The sequence below is a fragment of the Bifidobacterium coryneforme genome (assembly GCF_000737865.1).
In the GTDB taxonomy this organism is placed as follows: domain Bacteria; phylum Actinomycetota; class Actinomycetes; order Actinomycetales; family Bifidobacteriaceae; genus Bombiscardovia; species Bombiscardovia coryneformis.
This window is the reverse complement of sequence record NZ_CP007287.1, coordinates 1021657-1036776: the sequence shown is the minus strand read 5'-3', so window position 1 is coordinate 1036776 and position 15120 is coordinate 1021657. Positions and strand designations below refer to the sequence as shown.

Genomic DNA, 15120 nt, shown 5'->3' with positions numbered 1-15120 from the left:
GAAAACCAAAGGAGTTGTCATGAGTGACCAGTCCATGCCCAAGGTGAATGCCGTCTTTGGTGCCACACCCGAGGTTGAGTTTCAGGGGGCGGCCCCCCAAGGTCTGCGAACCGTGGAATTGGTTGAGGGTGACGGCCCCGTTGTGAGGAAGGGCGACACGGTTACCGTCAACTACCACGGGCTTATCTGGGGAACCGACAAGGTTTTCGATTCCAGCTTTGAGCGTCACCAGCCTGCAAGCTTCGGCATCGGTGTCGGTCAGGTTATTCGCGGTTGGGACCAGAGTGTTCCCGGCCACAACGTGGGTTCCAGGCTGGTGGTTTCTATACCGCCCGAATACGGTTACGGCAGCAGGGGTGTTCCCCAGGCCGGTATCGGGGGCGATGACACCCTGGTCTTCGTGATCGACATCATATCGACTCGATGACCATCAATCTGTAAGGTGCCGGTGAGGGCCGGCGCCTTTTCCATATCCCGGTCGTATAGGTGAACGAGTTGGACCGGAAGAGCGAATCGACACAAGGAGGAGACCATGGCTGAGGAAAAAACGATTCTGCTGACACAAGCCGCCTATGACAAGCTGAAGGAGGAGCTGGACCGCCGCCAGGGTGAATACCGAGATGAGATCACCGAGCGAATCGCCGCAGCCCGTGCCGAAGGTGATTTGAGTGAAAATGGCGGCTATCAGGCCGCCCGTGAGGAGCAGGGGAAAAACGAGGGCAGAATCAACGAGCTGATCGTCAAGCTCCGTAACTCACAGATTCTCAAGGCTCCCAAGTCCGGCAAGGTGGGCAACGGCTCCCTGGTGACCCTGACCATAGCCGGAAACGACATGGTCTACGTTCTGGGATCCCGTGACCTGGCCGTGGCCACGGAGTATGACGTAATCAGCCCCGAGTCTCCGATTGGAGCAGCCATTCTTGGTGCCGAGGAGGGCAATACGGTCAGCTACAAGGCTCCCAACGGCAGGGACATTTCGGTTACCGTCAAGGAGGCCAAGCCTCTCAAATAGTGAGGAATCCGGGAGGAGCGCTCCTGTAAGGAAGAATCCAGGCGCCTCGGCCGATTAAGCCGGGCGCCTTTCTTATGACTCGGACCATCCCATACCGGATGGTCATACGGCTTAGCGCAGGTTACAGACCACCAGGAAGATGGCTACGGTGTGACAGACGTACCCGATGACGGTTCCGCAGTGGAATATCTCATGGAACCCGAAAACGCGGGGCCAGGGGTCAGGTCGACGCAGACCGTAGGCAATGGCTCCCAGGATGTAGGCCGCGCCCCCAGCTACAATCAACCAGACTACGGGAGGTCCGGCGACAGGGGACTGCCAGAAGAGTCCCAGGAAGAAGACCCCCGAAACTCCGAAAACCACGTAGACAAGGGTGTACAGCCAGCGAGGGGCATTGATCCAGAAAACGTGGACCACCATGGCGACCAGGGTTGCCGACCACATGCCAATGATGATGGTCCGCCTCCAGAAGGTGTCCAAGGCAAAGGCGACGGGAGTATAGGTGCCTGCAATCAGGAGGAAGATATTGACGTGGTCAAACCGTCGCAGGACATCGGTGACTGCTGGTGACCAATCGCCCAGATGGTAGAGGGCGGAATTGCCAAAAAGGGCCAGTGAAGAGGCCATGAAGACGGTGCAGGCCAGTTTCATGGGCAGGCCCCGGCCCAGGCAGATCAGGACGATGCCGGCCGCCAGCGCCAGAGGAGCGGCAACGGCATGGATCCAGCCTCGCAGGAGGGGCTTGGGGCGGCCGTGAACATCCAGTCTGACCTTCCGCTCAATCTCCTCGCTTGGGAATCCCTCGATTTTGGCAGCCTTGGCTTCGGCCTTGGCCATGATTCTGGCCGCCTTTTCCCTGCCTTTTGCTCGTATGGCATCCGCCTTGGCCTGCATGTGTGCCTCGTGGGCCAGATCAGCATCCTTGCGCAGATATATCAGCTCCTGGCGGCGTTTGCTCCTTCTGAGGTCCAGGTCGGGGTTCTGTTCGGGGTTCGATGATTCGGAGACCGGGGTGGACCCGCGTTGCTGATCCCTTGTTGCCTTGCCTGCCATGGGTCTCCTTCAAGAGTATTGCGAACCCGGGTCGCCTGGCTGGTCCAGGTTCGTCTCCGGCTGTGACGGCTGCAATCCAGCCTACCCCCATACCTGCTTTCCAGGGTGTCATAAGCGGGGCCGTCTTGCCTGGAGAAGACCTGCGTGGGTCGCTGAGGTCAGAGGCTATGATGTTGGATATGGCTGATTTTTCGGAGATTCTGGCTTCATGTGATGATTGCGACGAGGAGGATCGGGAGTGGCTCCACCATCTGGTGGCGGACTGGCAGGTTATTGCCGATTTGAGCTTTGCCGACCTCCTGCTTGTACTGCGGACCAAGGGCGGTACATTCAAGGTGGCCGAACAGTGCAGACCGTCCACGGTCATGTCCTTGCGAACAGAGGACGTTGTCGGCACTGTGCCTCCTGAGGATCGGCAGGAGGAGCTGGAGCAGGCCATGAAATCCAAGGGGGTGCTGCGTTCGAATAAACTGAGCACTTTCGGCAAGGCCACGGTCTGCGATGTCTATGCCCCCATCCGTCACAAGGGGAAAACCCTGGGACTGGTGGTCCGGGAGACCAACATGGCCACCAGGGAGTCCAACGGGCGGTACGAGAGTGAGAGCATCAACGCCGGCAAGGAACTCTTCGAGATGATAACCCGGGGGGAGTTCCCCTATTCGGACTCGGTCCTCAACCAACGCCATAACGCCAGGGTTGCGGACGGGTTCTTTGTGCTGACGGCCGGGGGTATAGTCCGATACGCCTCACCGAATGCCATCAGCTGTTTCCGTAGGCTTGGATCCGTCGACACCATGACAGGGCAGTATCTGAGTGAAATCGGTACCTCCCTCCTGCATAAGAACGATCCCGTCCCCGATTCGCTGCCCCTGGTGCTGAGCGGTAAGGCCGCAGTGGACTCGGAGCTGGACGCCAACGGTTCGGCTGTTTCCATGCGTTCCCTCCCTCTTTACGGGCGGCACGGCAGGATTGGGTCCATCGTCCTGTGCAGAGATGTGACCGAGTTGCGCAGGCGTGAGAAGGAACTTCAGACCAAGGACGCGACCATCTCGGAAATCCACCACAGGGTCAAGAACAACCTACAGGCTGTTTCGGCCTTGTTGAGGCTTCAGGCCCGGCGAACCAAGTCCGATGAGGTCCGAAAGGAGCTGGAGGAGGCCCAGCGCCGTGTGCAGACCATCGCCGTGGTTCATGAGGGGCTCAGCCAGACCGCTGATGAGATTGTGGACTTCGACAAGGTCATATCCAACCTCCTCAAGATGAGTGTCGATCTGGCCACTACGAGCGACCAGCACATCTCCATCTCATACGTAGGCAAGTTCGGCATGATGCCTGCCCAGGATGCCACTCCACTCTCCCTGGTCCTGACCGAGCTGGTCAACAATGCCGTCGAGCATGGGTTCGAGGGGCGCACGGAGGGCCATATCACGATTTCCGTGGGAAGGGGCGGCAACAACCTGAATGTGGTCGTCGAGGACGATGGCAACGGTTACAGCACCGAGTCCGACGAGGGCAGGGCCAAGTCCAGCGGGTCCGGTCTGGGCACGCAGATCATCAACACCTTCGTTACCAACGACTTTGGAGGTACGGTCCGTTGGGAGCCCCGACGCGATGGGGGAACCCGGGCCGTCATCAACATCAAGCTCCGCGTGGCGCAGGATGTCTGACAGGTCATAGGAAAGCGAAGAGGCCGCGGGGTTTAACCCGCGGCCTCTTCTTATTGATAAGATCCGCCTGCCGATGGGGCAGGCACAGAGCCTGAATCAGGACTGCATCTGCATGGCCTGAGAACGCCGTGCCCGCATGGCCCTGCGTTTCAATGCCCTGCGCTCGTCCTCACTCAGGCCTCCCCAGACACCATAATCCTGGTTGGTATCCAGTGCGCACTTGAGGCAGGCATCAATCACCTTGCAGGAGCGGCAAACGGCCTTCGCCTCTTCAATCTGCTGATAGGCGGCACCGGTATTGCCAACCGGGAAAAAGAGCTCCGGATCCTTATCGCGGCAAGCGGCTTTTGCACGCCAATCAAACGCATTACTCATTTACCTGTTCCTCCAAGTCGTTCCACTGGACTCACTTGTTTTTCTGTATGCAAGATAAGCACGAAACGGGATATTTTTCAAGGGTTATTTCCCAAGGAATCACTGGGAAAACACTGAATGGGAAGAGCCTGGCCGGGTGACATGAAGAGCCCCCGACCCGGAATGGTGCAGACTGGGCGGCCCGGGCCGTCGAGGGAGGCGGAAGGTATGCCGCAGGCCATATCCACGCTTCGTTCGCCAAAGGGGAACACCAGGCGTTGCCTGAAACGCTCCGGTCGTCGTATGGCTGCAGCGGAATCCACGGCCAGGATCACCGCCACCCCGTCCATGGACAGGGCCTTGTTCACCTGTCCTGCCAGGGGTTGTCTGCTCATAGGGTCAAGAAGGTCCTGGGCATCGTCAATCAGCCATATCAGACCCTCATAAGGTTCCTTGCTTTTCTCGGGGGACGAAGATGCTCCGGCGGATGAAGTCGCTTGACCGGATAAGACATTTCTGAGGGACGGCTCTGCCCCAGAGGGTGGTGGCAATCGGGATGGGTCGGGAGATGAAGCAGATTGCCTGCGCCTGGTGTACAGGTCGAGGCTGGAATATGCATCACCTTTCCGGAAGGACAGGCGCAAATCAAAGGAATCAGGAATACATGCAGTCTTCGACAGGTCTCCCGGTTTGGATCCCATCTCTTCCAACAGGCGAAGGAGGCGCTGGGTCAGTGCCCCGATGAGGGTGGTCTTCCCCCGCCCCATCGGGCCGATTAGTGCTGTGTTGCCGATAATCGGCATCCTGCAGGTATGAAGTAACACCCCGTCATCCAGCCATCCGATGGGAACCAGTGGGTGCCCGTTCTGAAATGTTGCACGGGTTCCGTATCCGGCGCCCCGCACTCCATTCCGCTCGGTGTCGGGCAGGGGAGTGGAGAAGAGGGGAGGCGCAGGTCTGAATCCGCAGAAAGAGGCCGCTTTGGCTATTTGTGCCACCAATCCGCCTGGATTGTCCGCCTGACAGGTCCTGAAGGCTCTGATTCCATCTCCACCTTCGCAGAAACCCTGTCCAGGGTTGGTGGAGCTGATATGGGCCGCACAGGCTGAGCCCAGAAGTTCCTTGGACTGCACCGGATCGCGGACTCGCAGACAGATACCGAGATTCATATTGGCCCTCATCTGGGCACTGACCTGGCCCATTGTCTGCTGGGTGCATGCAATCAGGTTCATGCCGAGGGACCGTCCTTGTGAAGCCAATCTGACCAGGTCATCCTGGTAGTCGGGCAATTGCTGACGGAGGGCCTGGAACTCATCAATCACAACCAGAAGGCGGGGAGGAGGTGAGACCAGTTCCTTGACATCCGCAACGCCCTCCCGGGCCACCAGAGTCTCCCTGCGTTTCAGCTCTTTCCGGATTCCAGCCAGGGAACGGACGGCCTGTTCGAGGTCAAGGTCGTTGACACAGCCGACCGTGTGGGGGAGCCCTGCAAGGAGGTTGAAACCAGAGCCACCCTTGAAATCCAGCAGCACCATGTTCAGTCTGCTGGGTGGAATGCTGCATGCCAGGGACAGGCACCAGGTCTGGAGAAAGACGGACTTTCCCGAGCCGGTGGTTCCGGCCACCAGGGCATGGGGGCCATCCGCAGCCAGGTCAATCAGAAAGTCCTCGCGTGTCCCGCACCCGATCATGGCCTGGTAGGAAGTGGCCCCCTCCAAGGATGACAGCCAAGTGTGGACGATGGACTGCCAGTGCTGCCCCTTGCCGGTTGGGCGGGGATTGTTGTCGAAGAGCTTGGACTCAAGGCACGGCAGATCCAGAGACGCCAGAGCCGTCATATCCGCATAGGTCGATTCAAGCTCAAGGACATCGTGAGTCCGTGATCCGGGGGAGTACCTCTGGCCTTGCCTGCGTTTGGCGGTCGATTGTGATCTCAGCAGGGTAAGGATGCACAGGGCAAGATTGCCTGCCAAACCCGGTAAGAGGAGGGCAAGGAACACCCATCGCCCTTGAGCAATCATGTACCAGAGCAGGGCTGTCTGGGCCAGAAGAGGGGTGCATTGGGCCAGCACAGTCAGGAAGGTGTCAGCGGATGGACGGAGCTTCCCCGGCCTTTCCGACTGTTCCCCATTTGAATCCTCGAGGTTCTTCATACTGTGAAGAATGACTGACCGCCTGATGTATGTCAGTCAGGGGCGCTTCATGTGGTCGAGTGTGTCCCCATGCCCTGGATAAAGAGGGGTGGAATGGAGGGGGCTTACATTCCCCCGACCTGGCCAGGGGCGTGTGACCCTTGCTCCAGCTCCTGGAAGAGGTTGGTATTGCGTGCGTCGTCCAGGAGGACCGTGGAGCCGATTCCACCGGGGTAATAATCAGGATCGGTCCAGTAGAGGCTGCCGCTGATGCCGCCTTCGCCTGTAGCGTCGCGGAAGGCCATGACCATCCTGAAGAGGGTCCAGGCATTGGACTTTTCGTCCACGACAATGGCATCGAGGCCGGCATCAATGACCTTGTTGGCTGAAGATGGGTTGAGTGCAACAGAAGGTTTCATCACCTTTTTGGATATGGCTCCTATCACCTGCCGCTGGCGTTCAGCCCTGCCGAAGTCGCCTTTGGGGTCCGAGTACCGCATCCTGGAAAAGGCCAGGGCGGCGCCCCCATCAGCGAGATGGCAACCGGGAGTCCACACCATTCCTGAGTTCGGGTCGTCGACGTTGTCGTCGTAGCAGAGCTCAACTCCGCCCATGGCATCGACGAGTCCCCGAAGGCCGCCGAACTTGATGATGGCCACATGGTCGATTTTGTTTCCGGTGATCTCTTCGATGTGCGCCGTCAGTGACTTGTATCCGGATGTATAGGCGAGAGCATTGATTTTCATCGCCTCTCCGTCCTGCTTGACCAGGGAATCCCTGGGGACCGAGATGAGGGAGGCCGCTCCGTGCCTGGGCTTGGTCAGAATCAGGATGGTGTCCGTCCTGAACCCGGTGATTTCCCCGTCTTCTCCTGCCCCGGGTGTTCCATCTCGCTGGTCGGACCCCAGGATAAGCCAGGTAGAGGCTTGCGAACCTGGCATATTGGTCAGCATTTCGCTATGGTTCAGCTTGCCGTTGATCCAGAACCAGCAACTGCCTGCCAGTGCCATGAGCAGCAGCATGAGGATGACCAGAGTGGCCGCTGTGATACGCAGGCCTCGATGACGCTTCCTGACCACGGTTGCGGATGATATCGGTGCCTGCTTATGCAGAGAGACGGCGGGAGATGCTTGTCGGGCGGGTTTGGGTGTGGAAGTGGGCCTGGCAGGTGTTTTCCGAGAGGAGCCCGCTGTTCTGCGTGCCGGGGATGCAGACCCACCTGTCTGGGTGGCCCTTGTTCCGATAGTGGAAGTCGACTTGGGCGAGGAGGTCCGTGAAGAAGGTGAGAAGCTGGGGGGCATCTGGGATTCCGCCGCCGATGGGGCTGCCTGCCTGCGGTGCGACCGACCATGACCGTACGGCATGAAACTCGGTGGCTCCTGCGGGTGTCGGCTTTCATCTGGTCCTGGTTGCATACCTTAATCCCTTGTCCTACTCATCTATCCCAACTAGGTCATGAATACCACTGACTGATATGAGCGTCGGTCACGGACACTATTTCTGCGCGGGAACGGCACAGACCGTTGCGAAGAGGTAACGGTCTGCCATGCCGATGTACTGCCCGGTCACCTTGTCCTTGATGGTTCCGTCCTTTGGATTGACGATGCCTCCGGTGTCGGGATCGATCAGAGTCTTATCGGGCATGGTGATCAGACCTGTAAGGGGATCGGGGGCCGGGGTTTCCGGGGCGTCCTGAGAAGCGTCCGCTGCAGTGTCGGGGGTGGCGGACTGGGTTGACTGAGTCTGCTGGTCCTGGCTTGCTGTCTGCTGGCTCTGCTGGTCGCTGTCGGTGCTGCCGTTGAGTGGCTTGCCCTCCCTGAGGGTTTTCCATACGGTGTCGGCCTCATCCGTCCAGACGACCCGGTTAATATCCTGGGACCAGGGTTCCACTGGCAGGGTACGGGCGTAGATGTTTGAGGGCTGCAGGTCCTTCAAAGAGTCACCCAGTCCAAGAAGGGTCTGGAAGTCGCCCAGGCCACTGCTGATCTGCAGGGCGGAAAGAGAGGTGGTGACCAACCGGTAGGCCTTAGGCAGGTCGGAGAATATATCGACCTTGCGTGCCTCGTTTGCGAGGGTCTTGATCAGGTACTGCTGGCGGGTGGTCCTCATGATGTCCGAGCCGTCGCTGCTGGTATCGTGGCGCATCCTGGCATACTCTGTGGCCTGGGTGCCATCCAAATGGTGCAGTCCCCGTTGCAGGTCAATACCGGTGGTCTCGTCGTAGGTCCTGACTGGAATGCAGACATCAACTCCTCCCAAGGCATCGATAATGGACTTGAACCCATTGAAATCAGCGACGACGAACTGGTCGATGTCCAGTCCGGTCAGGGACCGGACCGCCGTCAGTGTGCAGTTGGCTGCCGATTCCACATCGCCGCCTTGGGAGTACCCGTCGGCGAAGATGGAGTTGAACATGACCTTGTAACGAGCTGGTATGGTCTCGCCCTTGCTGGTGGTGCAGCTGGGTGCGTTCACGATGGAGTCCCTGGGAATGGAGACCACATTGGCATAGGTCCTATCGGCGGAGATCTGCACGACCAGGGCGGTATCCGACTGGTGGTTGCCTTCCAGATCGTCTGTGGCCCCACCTATTGCCGCATTGCCCTCGCCGTCTCGGCTATCCTGCCCCAGGAGCAGGATGTTCAGGGTCTTGCCTTTATAGATGTCTTCGGGCGCCTTGTGCTGGTTCTTCGACGCAACTTGGGGAACAACGGTGAGCCTGCCGTTGAGATCGATCCAGAAGGCGGCAATGGTCGAAGCCACGAAGCAGAGAATGAAGGCCAGTGCCATGCAGACGGCTGAACGCACTCGGTGATTGGTGCGGTACCCAAGGCTGTGCCGGGGCTTGTTGCCTTTGCCTGCCTTGACGTTGGGCGATTGCGCCTGATTGCTTTTGGTCGTCAATGATATGCCTTCCTCATTGGCTGCTATCCAGCAAGCCCGCAGGGGGGTTCCGCCTGCTTGGTCATGCCTATCCGAACTGTTCAAATTGTAGACCTTGGCATGGCGAGAATGGATGTCTTCCTCGCATACCCCCGAATCCCTCACCTATACCGGGACGTATGGGAATCCAAGACGTTTTCCTCTGCCCAGAGCGAACCTTCCCGAAACCATAAGAGAATTTTGATTCTCCTAAAAGAGGGAATCCCGGAACCATTTGAGATAAAGCGATTGACAAAAACAATACATATGCTTGCATTAGCCTCTGCGTGGAGGGTTGTTGCCGATAAACGGTTATCAGTTCCACAAAGTCCGAAAAGCCTTGTGGCGCTTGACAAAGGTCCACCCAGAGTTTCTAATTAAGGTGTGCAATGACACATTAGGGACTGGGGGGTCGCTATGAGTGGTTTTATAGACACTCAATATAACGGAGTAGTTGGGCAGCGTTTGCAGCCGTTGATTGAGTGGTTGGAGTCCAGTAACTCCATGTCCTGGCGCAGTGATGCACTCTGTGCCCAGACGGATCCTGAAGCCTTCTTCCCTGGCAAGGGGGGATCCACTCAGGAGGCGAAAAAAGTGTGTGCAGATTGCACCGTCCGCAAACAGTGCCTTGAGTGGGCTATAGACCACGATGAACGTTTCGGCATCTGGGGAGGTATGAGCGAGCGCGAGCGCCGTCGCTACAAGAAGCGGACGCGTCATCAGTGAGCTGGCAAAATCGCCGGTTCCATGCGGCTGAGTCGGTGTGTGCCGGGGCTTGCGTACACTGGAGCCTATGAGTTCTGTCGCGCCTCAGGCATTGGATATCAAGCAGGTCCTCGCTTCTGTCATAGATGGCCGACCGGCCGACACCACCCAGGAGGTGGATTCCTCGGTTGCGGCCCTGGTGACGGTTGAGCAGGACCTCACCTACCTTTCCGATACGCTTGCCGCACTGGTTGCACAGACCGTGCTGCCAGGGGTCATCATTATCGCCGATTGCTCCGGTTCCATCGCTGAGCCCCTGTATTCCGAGTTCCAGGTCCTCAGACCGCGGCTGACCGATCGCCAGATTGTCGGATCCCGCGATCCCTGTACCGTTGAGGTCCAGGTGGTCAGGGCAAAGGGAGCCTCGTCTTTCGGTGATGCCATTGGCAAGGCCCTCGGATATGCCCGTCTTCCGCAGATGACGCGTGGACTTTGGCTTCTGCATGACGATTCCAGGCCTATGGACCCCAACTGTCTGGAGACCCTGATTGAGTCCTGGCACAGGTCTCCCACGGTTTCGATTCTCGGAGCCAAGCAGTTCAACTGGGAGGGCGAAGGCCTCCAGGATGTCGGTCGATATGCTTACGGGCACTCGACTGTCGGGCTGGTCGTCGATCAGGAGCCCGACCAGGAGCAGTACGATTCCCGGCAGGATGTCTTCTCGGTGAGTCTGGCCGGTTCCCTGGTGCCCCTGGAGACCCTGAAGAATCTGAGGGGGTTGGAACGTTGGTCGGGCACCTTCGGACAGTCCGACGACCTATGCCGGAGAATCTGCCTGTCCGGGGGGAGGGTCGTGGTGGTCCCGGAGGCCAGGGTCGCCCATGCGCAGGCTCGGTACCGTGGTCTGCGAGATAGGGCAGGACGACCGATTGATCCGGAGAACCCTGCAGATGCCTCCATGGCTACGATTGATGCCAGCGAGCGCTATCTCCTTACGGACTTCCCCTCGATCTGGTGGCTTCCTGTCTGGATATGGAGACTGCTTGCGGCTGTCTGGTTCGCGATTGCAAGCCTTATCGACAAGCGCCCGTACACGGCTCTCTGCCATCTGTGCGCCCCCTGGAGACTTCTGGGGCATCTGCGCTCCAGCGTCATGATGCGCCGTAGACTCAGCTCGGTCAGTGTCACGGGTCTGAATCACCTTGATGTCCTCCAGGCCAATCGCCAGCAGGTGCGGCAGTGGCATCAGCGGCAGCAGGCTTTCCGCGACCAACTGGATCACCCCCTGATCGGACACCTGGCCCTGGCTCACCTGAAGAAGCAACGGGCCAGACGAACGGTATGGGCCCTGGGCATGACGGTTCTGGTCCTGCTCGTCCTCCTGGCCACCAACTGGTCCACCTGCCAGGCCGTGTTTTCCGGTGGGTCCATATATTCGAAGACCATGCTCTCCTCCGGAGCCGATTGGAATCAGCTGGTCTCGTCTGCCACTACCTCGTGGACATGGGGTGGTGGAACCGGTATGCCTGCGGCTCCCACTCCGTTCCTGCTTGTGCTGATGGCCTTCACCGCCCTGACCGGCGGCCATGTCGCCTGGGCCATGGGGCTGATGCTCTTGGTGGAGGTGCCCCTATCGGCTCTGTCGTTCTGGGCCCTTGCGGGTATATTCACCAGGTCCAATCCAGTGCGTGTGGCCGTTGGCCTGCTCTGGTCCTGCCTGTCGCTAGCCCTGGGGGTTGTGGAGTCGGTCAACCTTCCCATATTGACGGTTCTGGCCTTTATGCCTGTCGCTTTCGCCTTCGTTTTCAAGGCCGTGGGCCTCTATAGAACGGAATCACCCTCCACACCTCACGCCTCCATACAGGATGCGGCCCTGGCTGCTATCTGCTTCGTGCCGGTCATCCTTGCTGAGCCTCAGCTCCTCCTGGCTCTGATTCCGATTTTCATCATCGTGTTTTGCGTGGTTCCCCGGCACAAGGCCATGCTGATGCTCATTCCGATTCCTTCGGCCCTGGCCCTGGCCCCGACCCTGGTCAACCTGGTCCGTCACTTCCACGATGGACTCTGGCGTCAGCTCTTCGGTGACGTGACCGTCCCCTCCTCGCTGACCCAAGGCCAGCCCCGATCGGACAACCTGGGTGATATGGTGGCCAGAATTCTGGACCTGGACGTATCGCAGGGATGGGTGGGTTGGCTCCACAGCGGAGACTGGCAGGGGTTGATTCTTATGGGAGCCTTGCTGGTGCTGGTCCTCCTGGCCTTTATCTCCCTTTTCCTGCCTGCGGTCGTTCGCGCGTCCAGGATGATGTGGGCCATGGCTCTGATCGGGGTGGTGTTGGCCATGGTGTCTTCGTCCATCACTGTCGGTCTGGATCAGACTGGTCCTGTAGCGGGGTCCCCCCTGCCAGGTCTCCTTCTCGTTCTTCTGTCCTTGATGGCTTGTATCTGCCTGGTTGCGGGCGGGGCTGTCAAACCCTTCCACTCCCTGGCCACCCGCGGGGACAAACATCCCGTGGTTTCCACCTGGCGCACAGGTGAATCAGGCGTCAGGGCCATTGAGGATGGCTCTGTTGTGAATCCCGGATCCGCCGTGACCCTTGTCCTTGTTCGGATGGGTCGTGGACTGCTCACCCTTGCCCTGGTGGCTGTTATGGCTGCCTTGGCACTGGGAAGTCGCGCGGAAGGACATGAGCCCGCTATTCGCGCGGACAGTGACGGCCTGCCCATGGTGGCCGTGGACTATCTCTCCAAGGCGGACAACCACCGCGTTCTGGTTCTTTCCGCCCCTGCACAAAACCAGGTCATGTATGGGTCCATGAGGACATTCCGGGGCGACCTGATTGACGTGTCTCCGGCGGCCAGGGCCCAGGCGGTCGCCGGCAATCTGGACCCAGCGACAGAGGGGCTGTCCTCAGCCAGCGCTTCCCTGATTGTCAGTGCCGACTCGTCGGCCATTGAGACCATCGACGGACTGGGCTACGGGGGCATATACGTACCCAGCGATTCCAGTGAGTCAACAGGTGGGGCCACCACACCCAACGAGGATCTGGTCTCCAATATCACGGCCAGTGACGGGACCCAGCAGGTGGTGAGCAACGCCCAGGGAACCTACTTCAGGTTGACTCTCAACACCTCGAGCAAGCATGGTGTCGACATGTCGGCATACCAAGCTGTGGCGGATTCGCCCTGGCGAGCGGCATGGCTTTGGACGCTGGGGCTGGCCCTGGTTGCATACTGCCTGGTGGCCCTGCCGCATCGTCGTAGTTCAGGACAGGAGCAGTGATGAGCAAGGAAACCAAGAAGCCAGCGGGTCGAGGAAGTCTTTGGAGACTGTCTCTGGGCGGGTTTTCCATCCTGATTGTTGTGGCCCTGGTGGCCTGCCTCGTCTTTTTCCGTCTGCCTTCCTTCATGGTGGACAAGACTGATGCCACGTCCACCAAGGCCCACGAGGTGAGTCAAAGGACCATTACCTCCTACTGTCCGGCCAGGATGAGTCTGGATGACGCCGAAAAGGTCGGTGATGAGCAGTTCCGCGCGTCCGAAGGCGACTTGGCCGCTTCAGCCATGATGGGCTCCTTCGGTTCTGTTCTGACCTCAAGAATTTCACCCATGGGCGATGGGCAGTCCAAGACCCTGTCCGATCCCGACCCTCTGGACGGGGAGAAGGCCATGGTGGGCTCCCACGATGTGGGGTCGGAAGCCCTGGCTTTCACCTCCAACCTGTACAAGGTGGAGTCAGGCGCGGGGAGTACGGCTTCCATGGTCTCCTGGGCGACCGAGGGTGACTTCAAGGGGGTGCAGGGACTGCGCTGCCCGGATGCCGCCATGGAGTCATCCTTCCTGCTGCCCACTACCAGACAGGGGTGGACCCAGCATCTGGTGGCATACAACCCCTCCTCCAAGGCAACCAAGGTCACCATCTCCATCCACGGCTCAGCTTCGGGGTCCAGGATGAATCTGGCGAACGGCAGCATGATGACGGTGGCTCCTGGTGGTCACGCCTCCTTCAACCTGTCCGCGGCGGCACCTGACCAGGATGGAATCTATGTCACCGCCACCAGCTCCCAGGCTCCTGTGGCGCTGATGGTTACCATCAGCGCCATGAGTGGTCTTGAATCGCGTGGCTCCGATTATGCGACCGCATTGGATGCAGCCAGTAGGGACTTGATTATTCCCGGGATCCGTGGAGCCGATAAGGCTCTTCTCCTGGCCCGGTCCGAGAAGAGTGCGTCGTTGAAGTTGACTTGGCTGGATGACCAGGGAGGTCAGGGAACCGATGATCGGAAACTTGAAGCGGGACGGACCGCGGCCATCGACCTGGGCGAGGTGCCTGAAGGCAAGACGGCCCTGCGTATCACCGCGGATGAGCCAATCAATGCCGTGGTAAAGATCCAAGGCGACTCGGAGAAGGATCAATCGGACTTCGCCATCCTCAATCCGGGTGAAGCGGCCGTATCAGGTGCCGTGACTGTACCCGAAAACACCAAGGGACGGCTTACCCTGGTCAACGGTTCGCAGAAGCAGACCTCTGTTTCCCTTACGGGATTCGACAAGACAGGCAAAAAGACGGGTCATAGGGAGGTCGTTCTGGACCCATCCAAGGCCAAGGAATTCGCCCCTGAAGACCTGGGTGCCGACACCACGGCCGTTCGAATGGATGAGGCCGAGCAGGTTATATGGAATGCCCGTATCGAGGTGGACAAGGTTAGAGAAGCGGGGCTGGTCGGTTTGGCATCCGTGATGCCGACAGCCCTTCTGCCGCGAACAGCCGTCATCCATGCCGGTCCCGATTCGGCAATCCTTCCCTGAGCTCACTTACCCCACATGGGGTCGATTTGCTCGGGTGAACGGCCATAGAGCTCGGCAAGTTGCTGAACCAGCTCGTCCCTGATAACGAGCTCCAGCTCCATACGATTTTTGGTCTGATGCTGGATGGGCATCCGGTAGAGGATGATCCTAGGTGGCACGCCCCTGCCTGCAGGGAAGGACCGGGAATATACCCCAGAGGTTCCATCCCACGGTGTCGGGTCGGAAGGCGGCACATCCTCGACACCGAACTGGACGGATCTGACCAGTTCGGGCCAGCCTGCACTGAGTCTACGGATTTGTGCGGCTACCAAATCGTCGAATACCCCGCACCTGGTGCGATATCTGGGCAATCGGGTGCCAAAGGTCGGCCTGCGGACACCTCGTCCGTGGGTGTTGCGGTAGACGGCTCGATGCCAGGGCGGCAGCTCATGGGTCATGATTCCTACCATAGCTGTCGGTGGGTCGG

Annotated in this window: 12 protein-coding genes; 6 read left to right on the top strand and 6 right to left on the bottom strand. The window is 59.3% G+C overall.

Annotated elements, in window-relative coordinates; genetic code table 11:
- Positions 1-19 precede the first annotated feature (19 nt).
- Together bcor_RS04025 and bcor_RS04020 are read left to right on the top strand one after the other, a co-directional pair.
- Entirely contained in the window at positions 20-427 is a 408-nt protein-coding gene (locus bcor_RS04025; protein WP_033490226.1) for an FKBP-type peptidyl-prolyl cis-trans isomerase, read from the top strand.
- A 105-nt stretch (positions 428-532) separates the two neighbouring features.
- Complete coding sequence (locus bcor_RS04020) at positions 533-1012, top strand: GreA/GreB family elongation factor (RefSeq protein ID WP_033498540.1); 480 nt, start codon at positions 533-535, stop codon at positions 1010-1012.
- A gap of 111 nt (positions 1013-1123) precedes the next feature.
- Here the strand turns inward: bcor_RS04020 and trhA are convergent, their stop codons facing one another.
- Complete coding sequence (gene trhA / locus bcor_RS04015) at positions 1124-2065, bottom strand: PAQR family membrane homeostasis protein TrhA (RefSeq protein ID WP_081870341.1); 942 nt, start codon at positions 2063-2065, stop codon at positions 1124-1126.
- 179 nt (positions 2066-2244) lie between these two features.
- Between trhA and bcor_RS04010 the strand changes: the two genes are divergently transcribed.
- Positions 2245-3732: a sensor histidine kinase gene (locus tag bcor_RS04010; protein ID WP_033490898.1), complete on the top strand. Its 1488-nt coding sequence runs from the start codon at positions 2245-2247 to the stop codon at positions 3730-3732.
- Between the two features lie 96 nt (positions 3733-3828).
- Here bcor_RS04010 and bcor_RS04005 read toward each other — a convergent pair whose 3' ends face one another.
- The 4 genes from bcor_RS04005 to bcor_RS03985 all read right to left on the bottom strand — a co-directional run bounded on the left by bcor_RS04005 (position 3829) and on the right by bcor_RS03985 (position 9122).
- A complete protein-coding gene (locus bcor_RS04005) occupies positions 3829-4107 on the bottom strand; it encodes a WhiB family transcriptional regulator (protein WP_033490224.1) in 279 nt (92 codons plus the stop codon).
- 77 nt (positions 4108-4184) lie between these two features.
- Positions 4185-6239, bottom strand: coding sequence for an FtsK/SpoIIIE domain-containing protein (locus bcor_RS04000; RefSeq protein WP_051875660.1), 2055 nt, complete (start codon positions 6237-6239; stop codon positions 4185-4187).
- A 104-nt stretch (positions 6240-6343) separates the two neighbouring features.
- Entirely contained in the window at positions 6344-7297 is a 954-nt protein-coding gene (locus tag bcor_RS03995) for an LCP family protein (protein ID WP_238548533.1), read from the bottom strand.
- 415 nt (positions 7298-7712) lie between these two features.
- On the bottom strand, positions 7713-9122 hold the full coding sequence (locus bcor_RS03985) for an LCP family protein (RefSeq protein ID WP_051875802.1): 1410 nt from the start codon (positions 9120-9122) through the stop codon (positions 7713-7715).
- 522 nt (positions 9123-9644) lie between these two features.
- On the opposite strand from bcor_RS03985, the gene bcor_RS03980 reads away from it, so the two are divergent.
- The 3 genes from bcor_RS03980 to bcor_RS03970 all read left to right on the top strand — a co-directional run bounded on the left by bcor_RS03980 (position 9645) and on the right by bcor_RS03970 (position 14654).
- A complete protein-coding gene (locus tag bcor_RS03980) occupies positions 9645-9866 on the top strand; it encodes a WhiB family transcriptional regulator (RefSeq protein ID WP_081870414.1) in 222 nt (73 codons plus the stop codon).
- Between the two features lie 67 nt (positions 9867-9933).
- Entirely contained in the window at positions 9934-13128 is a 3195-nt protein-coding gene (locus bcor_RS03975) for a glycosyltransferase family 2 protein (RefSeq protein WP_033498542.1), read from the top strand.
- Entirely contained in the window at positions 13128-14654 is a 1527-nt protein-coding gene (locus bcor_RS03970; protein WP_033498543.1) for a DUF5719 family protein, read from the top strand. Before bcor_RS03975 ends, bcor_RS03970 begins: the two co-directional genes overlap by 1 nt.
- Before the next feature lie 2 nt (positions 14655-14656).
- On the opposite strand, the gene bcor_RS03965 is transcribed toward bcor_RS03970, so the two are convergent.
- Positions 14657-15091 carry a metallopeptidase family protein gene (locus tag bcor_RS03965; RefSeq protein WP_237742922.1) on the bottom strand — a complete coding sequence of 145 codons (435 nt, stop codon included), beginning with the start codon at positions 15089-15091 and terminating at the stop codon, positions 14657-14659.
- Between the last annotated feature and the right edge of the window lie 29 nt (positions 15092-15120).

Coding starts and splice junctions, on each gene's coding strand:
- bcor_RS04025 (WP_033490226.1), top strand. CDS start 20: ATGAGTGACCAGTCCATGCCCAAGGTGAATGCCGTCTTTGGTGCCACA.
- bcor_RS04020 (WP_033498540.1), top strand. CDS start 533: ATGGCTGAGGAAAAAACGATTCTGCTGACACAAGCCGCCTATGACAAG.
- trhA (WP_081870341.1), bottom strand. CDS start 2,065: ATGGCAGGCAAGGCAACAAGGGATCAGCAACGCGGGTCCACCCCGGTC.
- bcor_RS04010 (WP_033490898.1), top strand. CDS start 2,245: ATGGCTGATTTTTCGGAGATTCTGGCTTCATGTGATGATTGCGACGAG.
- bcor_RS04005 (WP_033490224.1), bottom strand. CDS start 4,107: ATGAGTAATGCGTTTGATTGGCGTGCAAAAGCCGCTTGCCGCGATAAG.
- bcor_RS04000 (WP_051875660.1), bottom strand. CDS start 6,239: ATGAAGAACCTCGAGGATTCAAATGGGGAACAGTCGGAAAGGCCGGGG.
- bcor_RS03980 (WP_081870414.1), top strand. CDS start 9,645: ATGTCCTGGCGCAGTGATGCACTCTGTGCCCAGACGGATCCTGAAGCC.
- bcor_RS03975 (WP_033498542.1), top strand. CDS start 9,934: ATGAGTTCTGTCGCGCCTCAGGCATTGGATATCAAGCAGGTCCTCGCT.
- bcor_RS03970 (WP_033498543.1), top strand. CDS start 13,128: ATGAGCAAGGAAACCAAGAAGCCAGCGGGTCGAGGAAGTCTTTGGAGA.
- bcor_RS03965 (WP_237742922.1), bottom strand. CDS start 15,091: ATGACCCATGAGCTGCCGCCCTGGCATCGAGCCGTCTACCGCAACACC.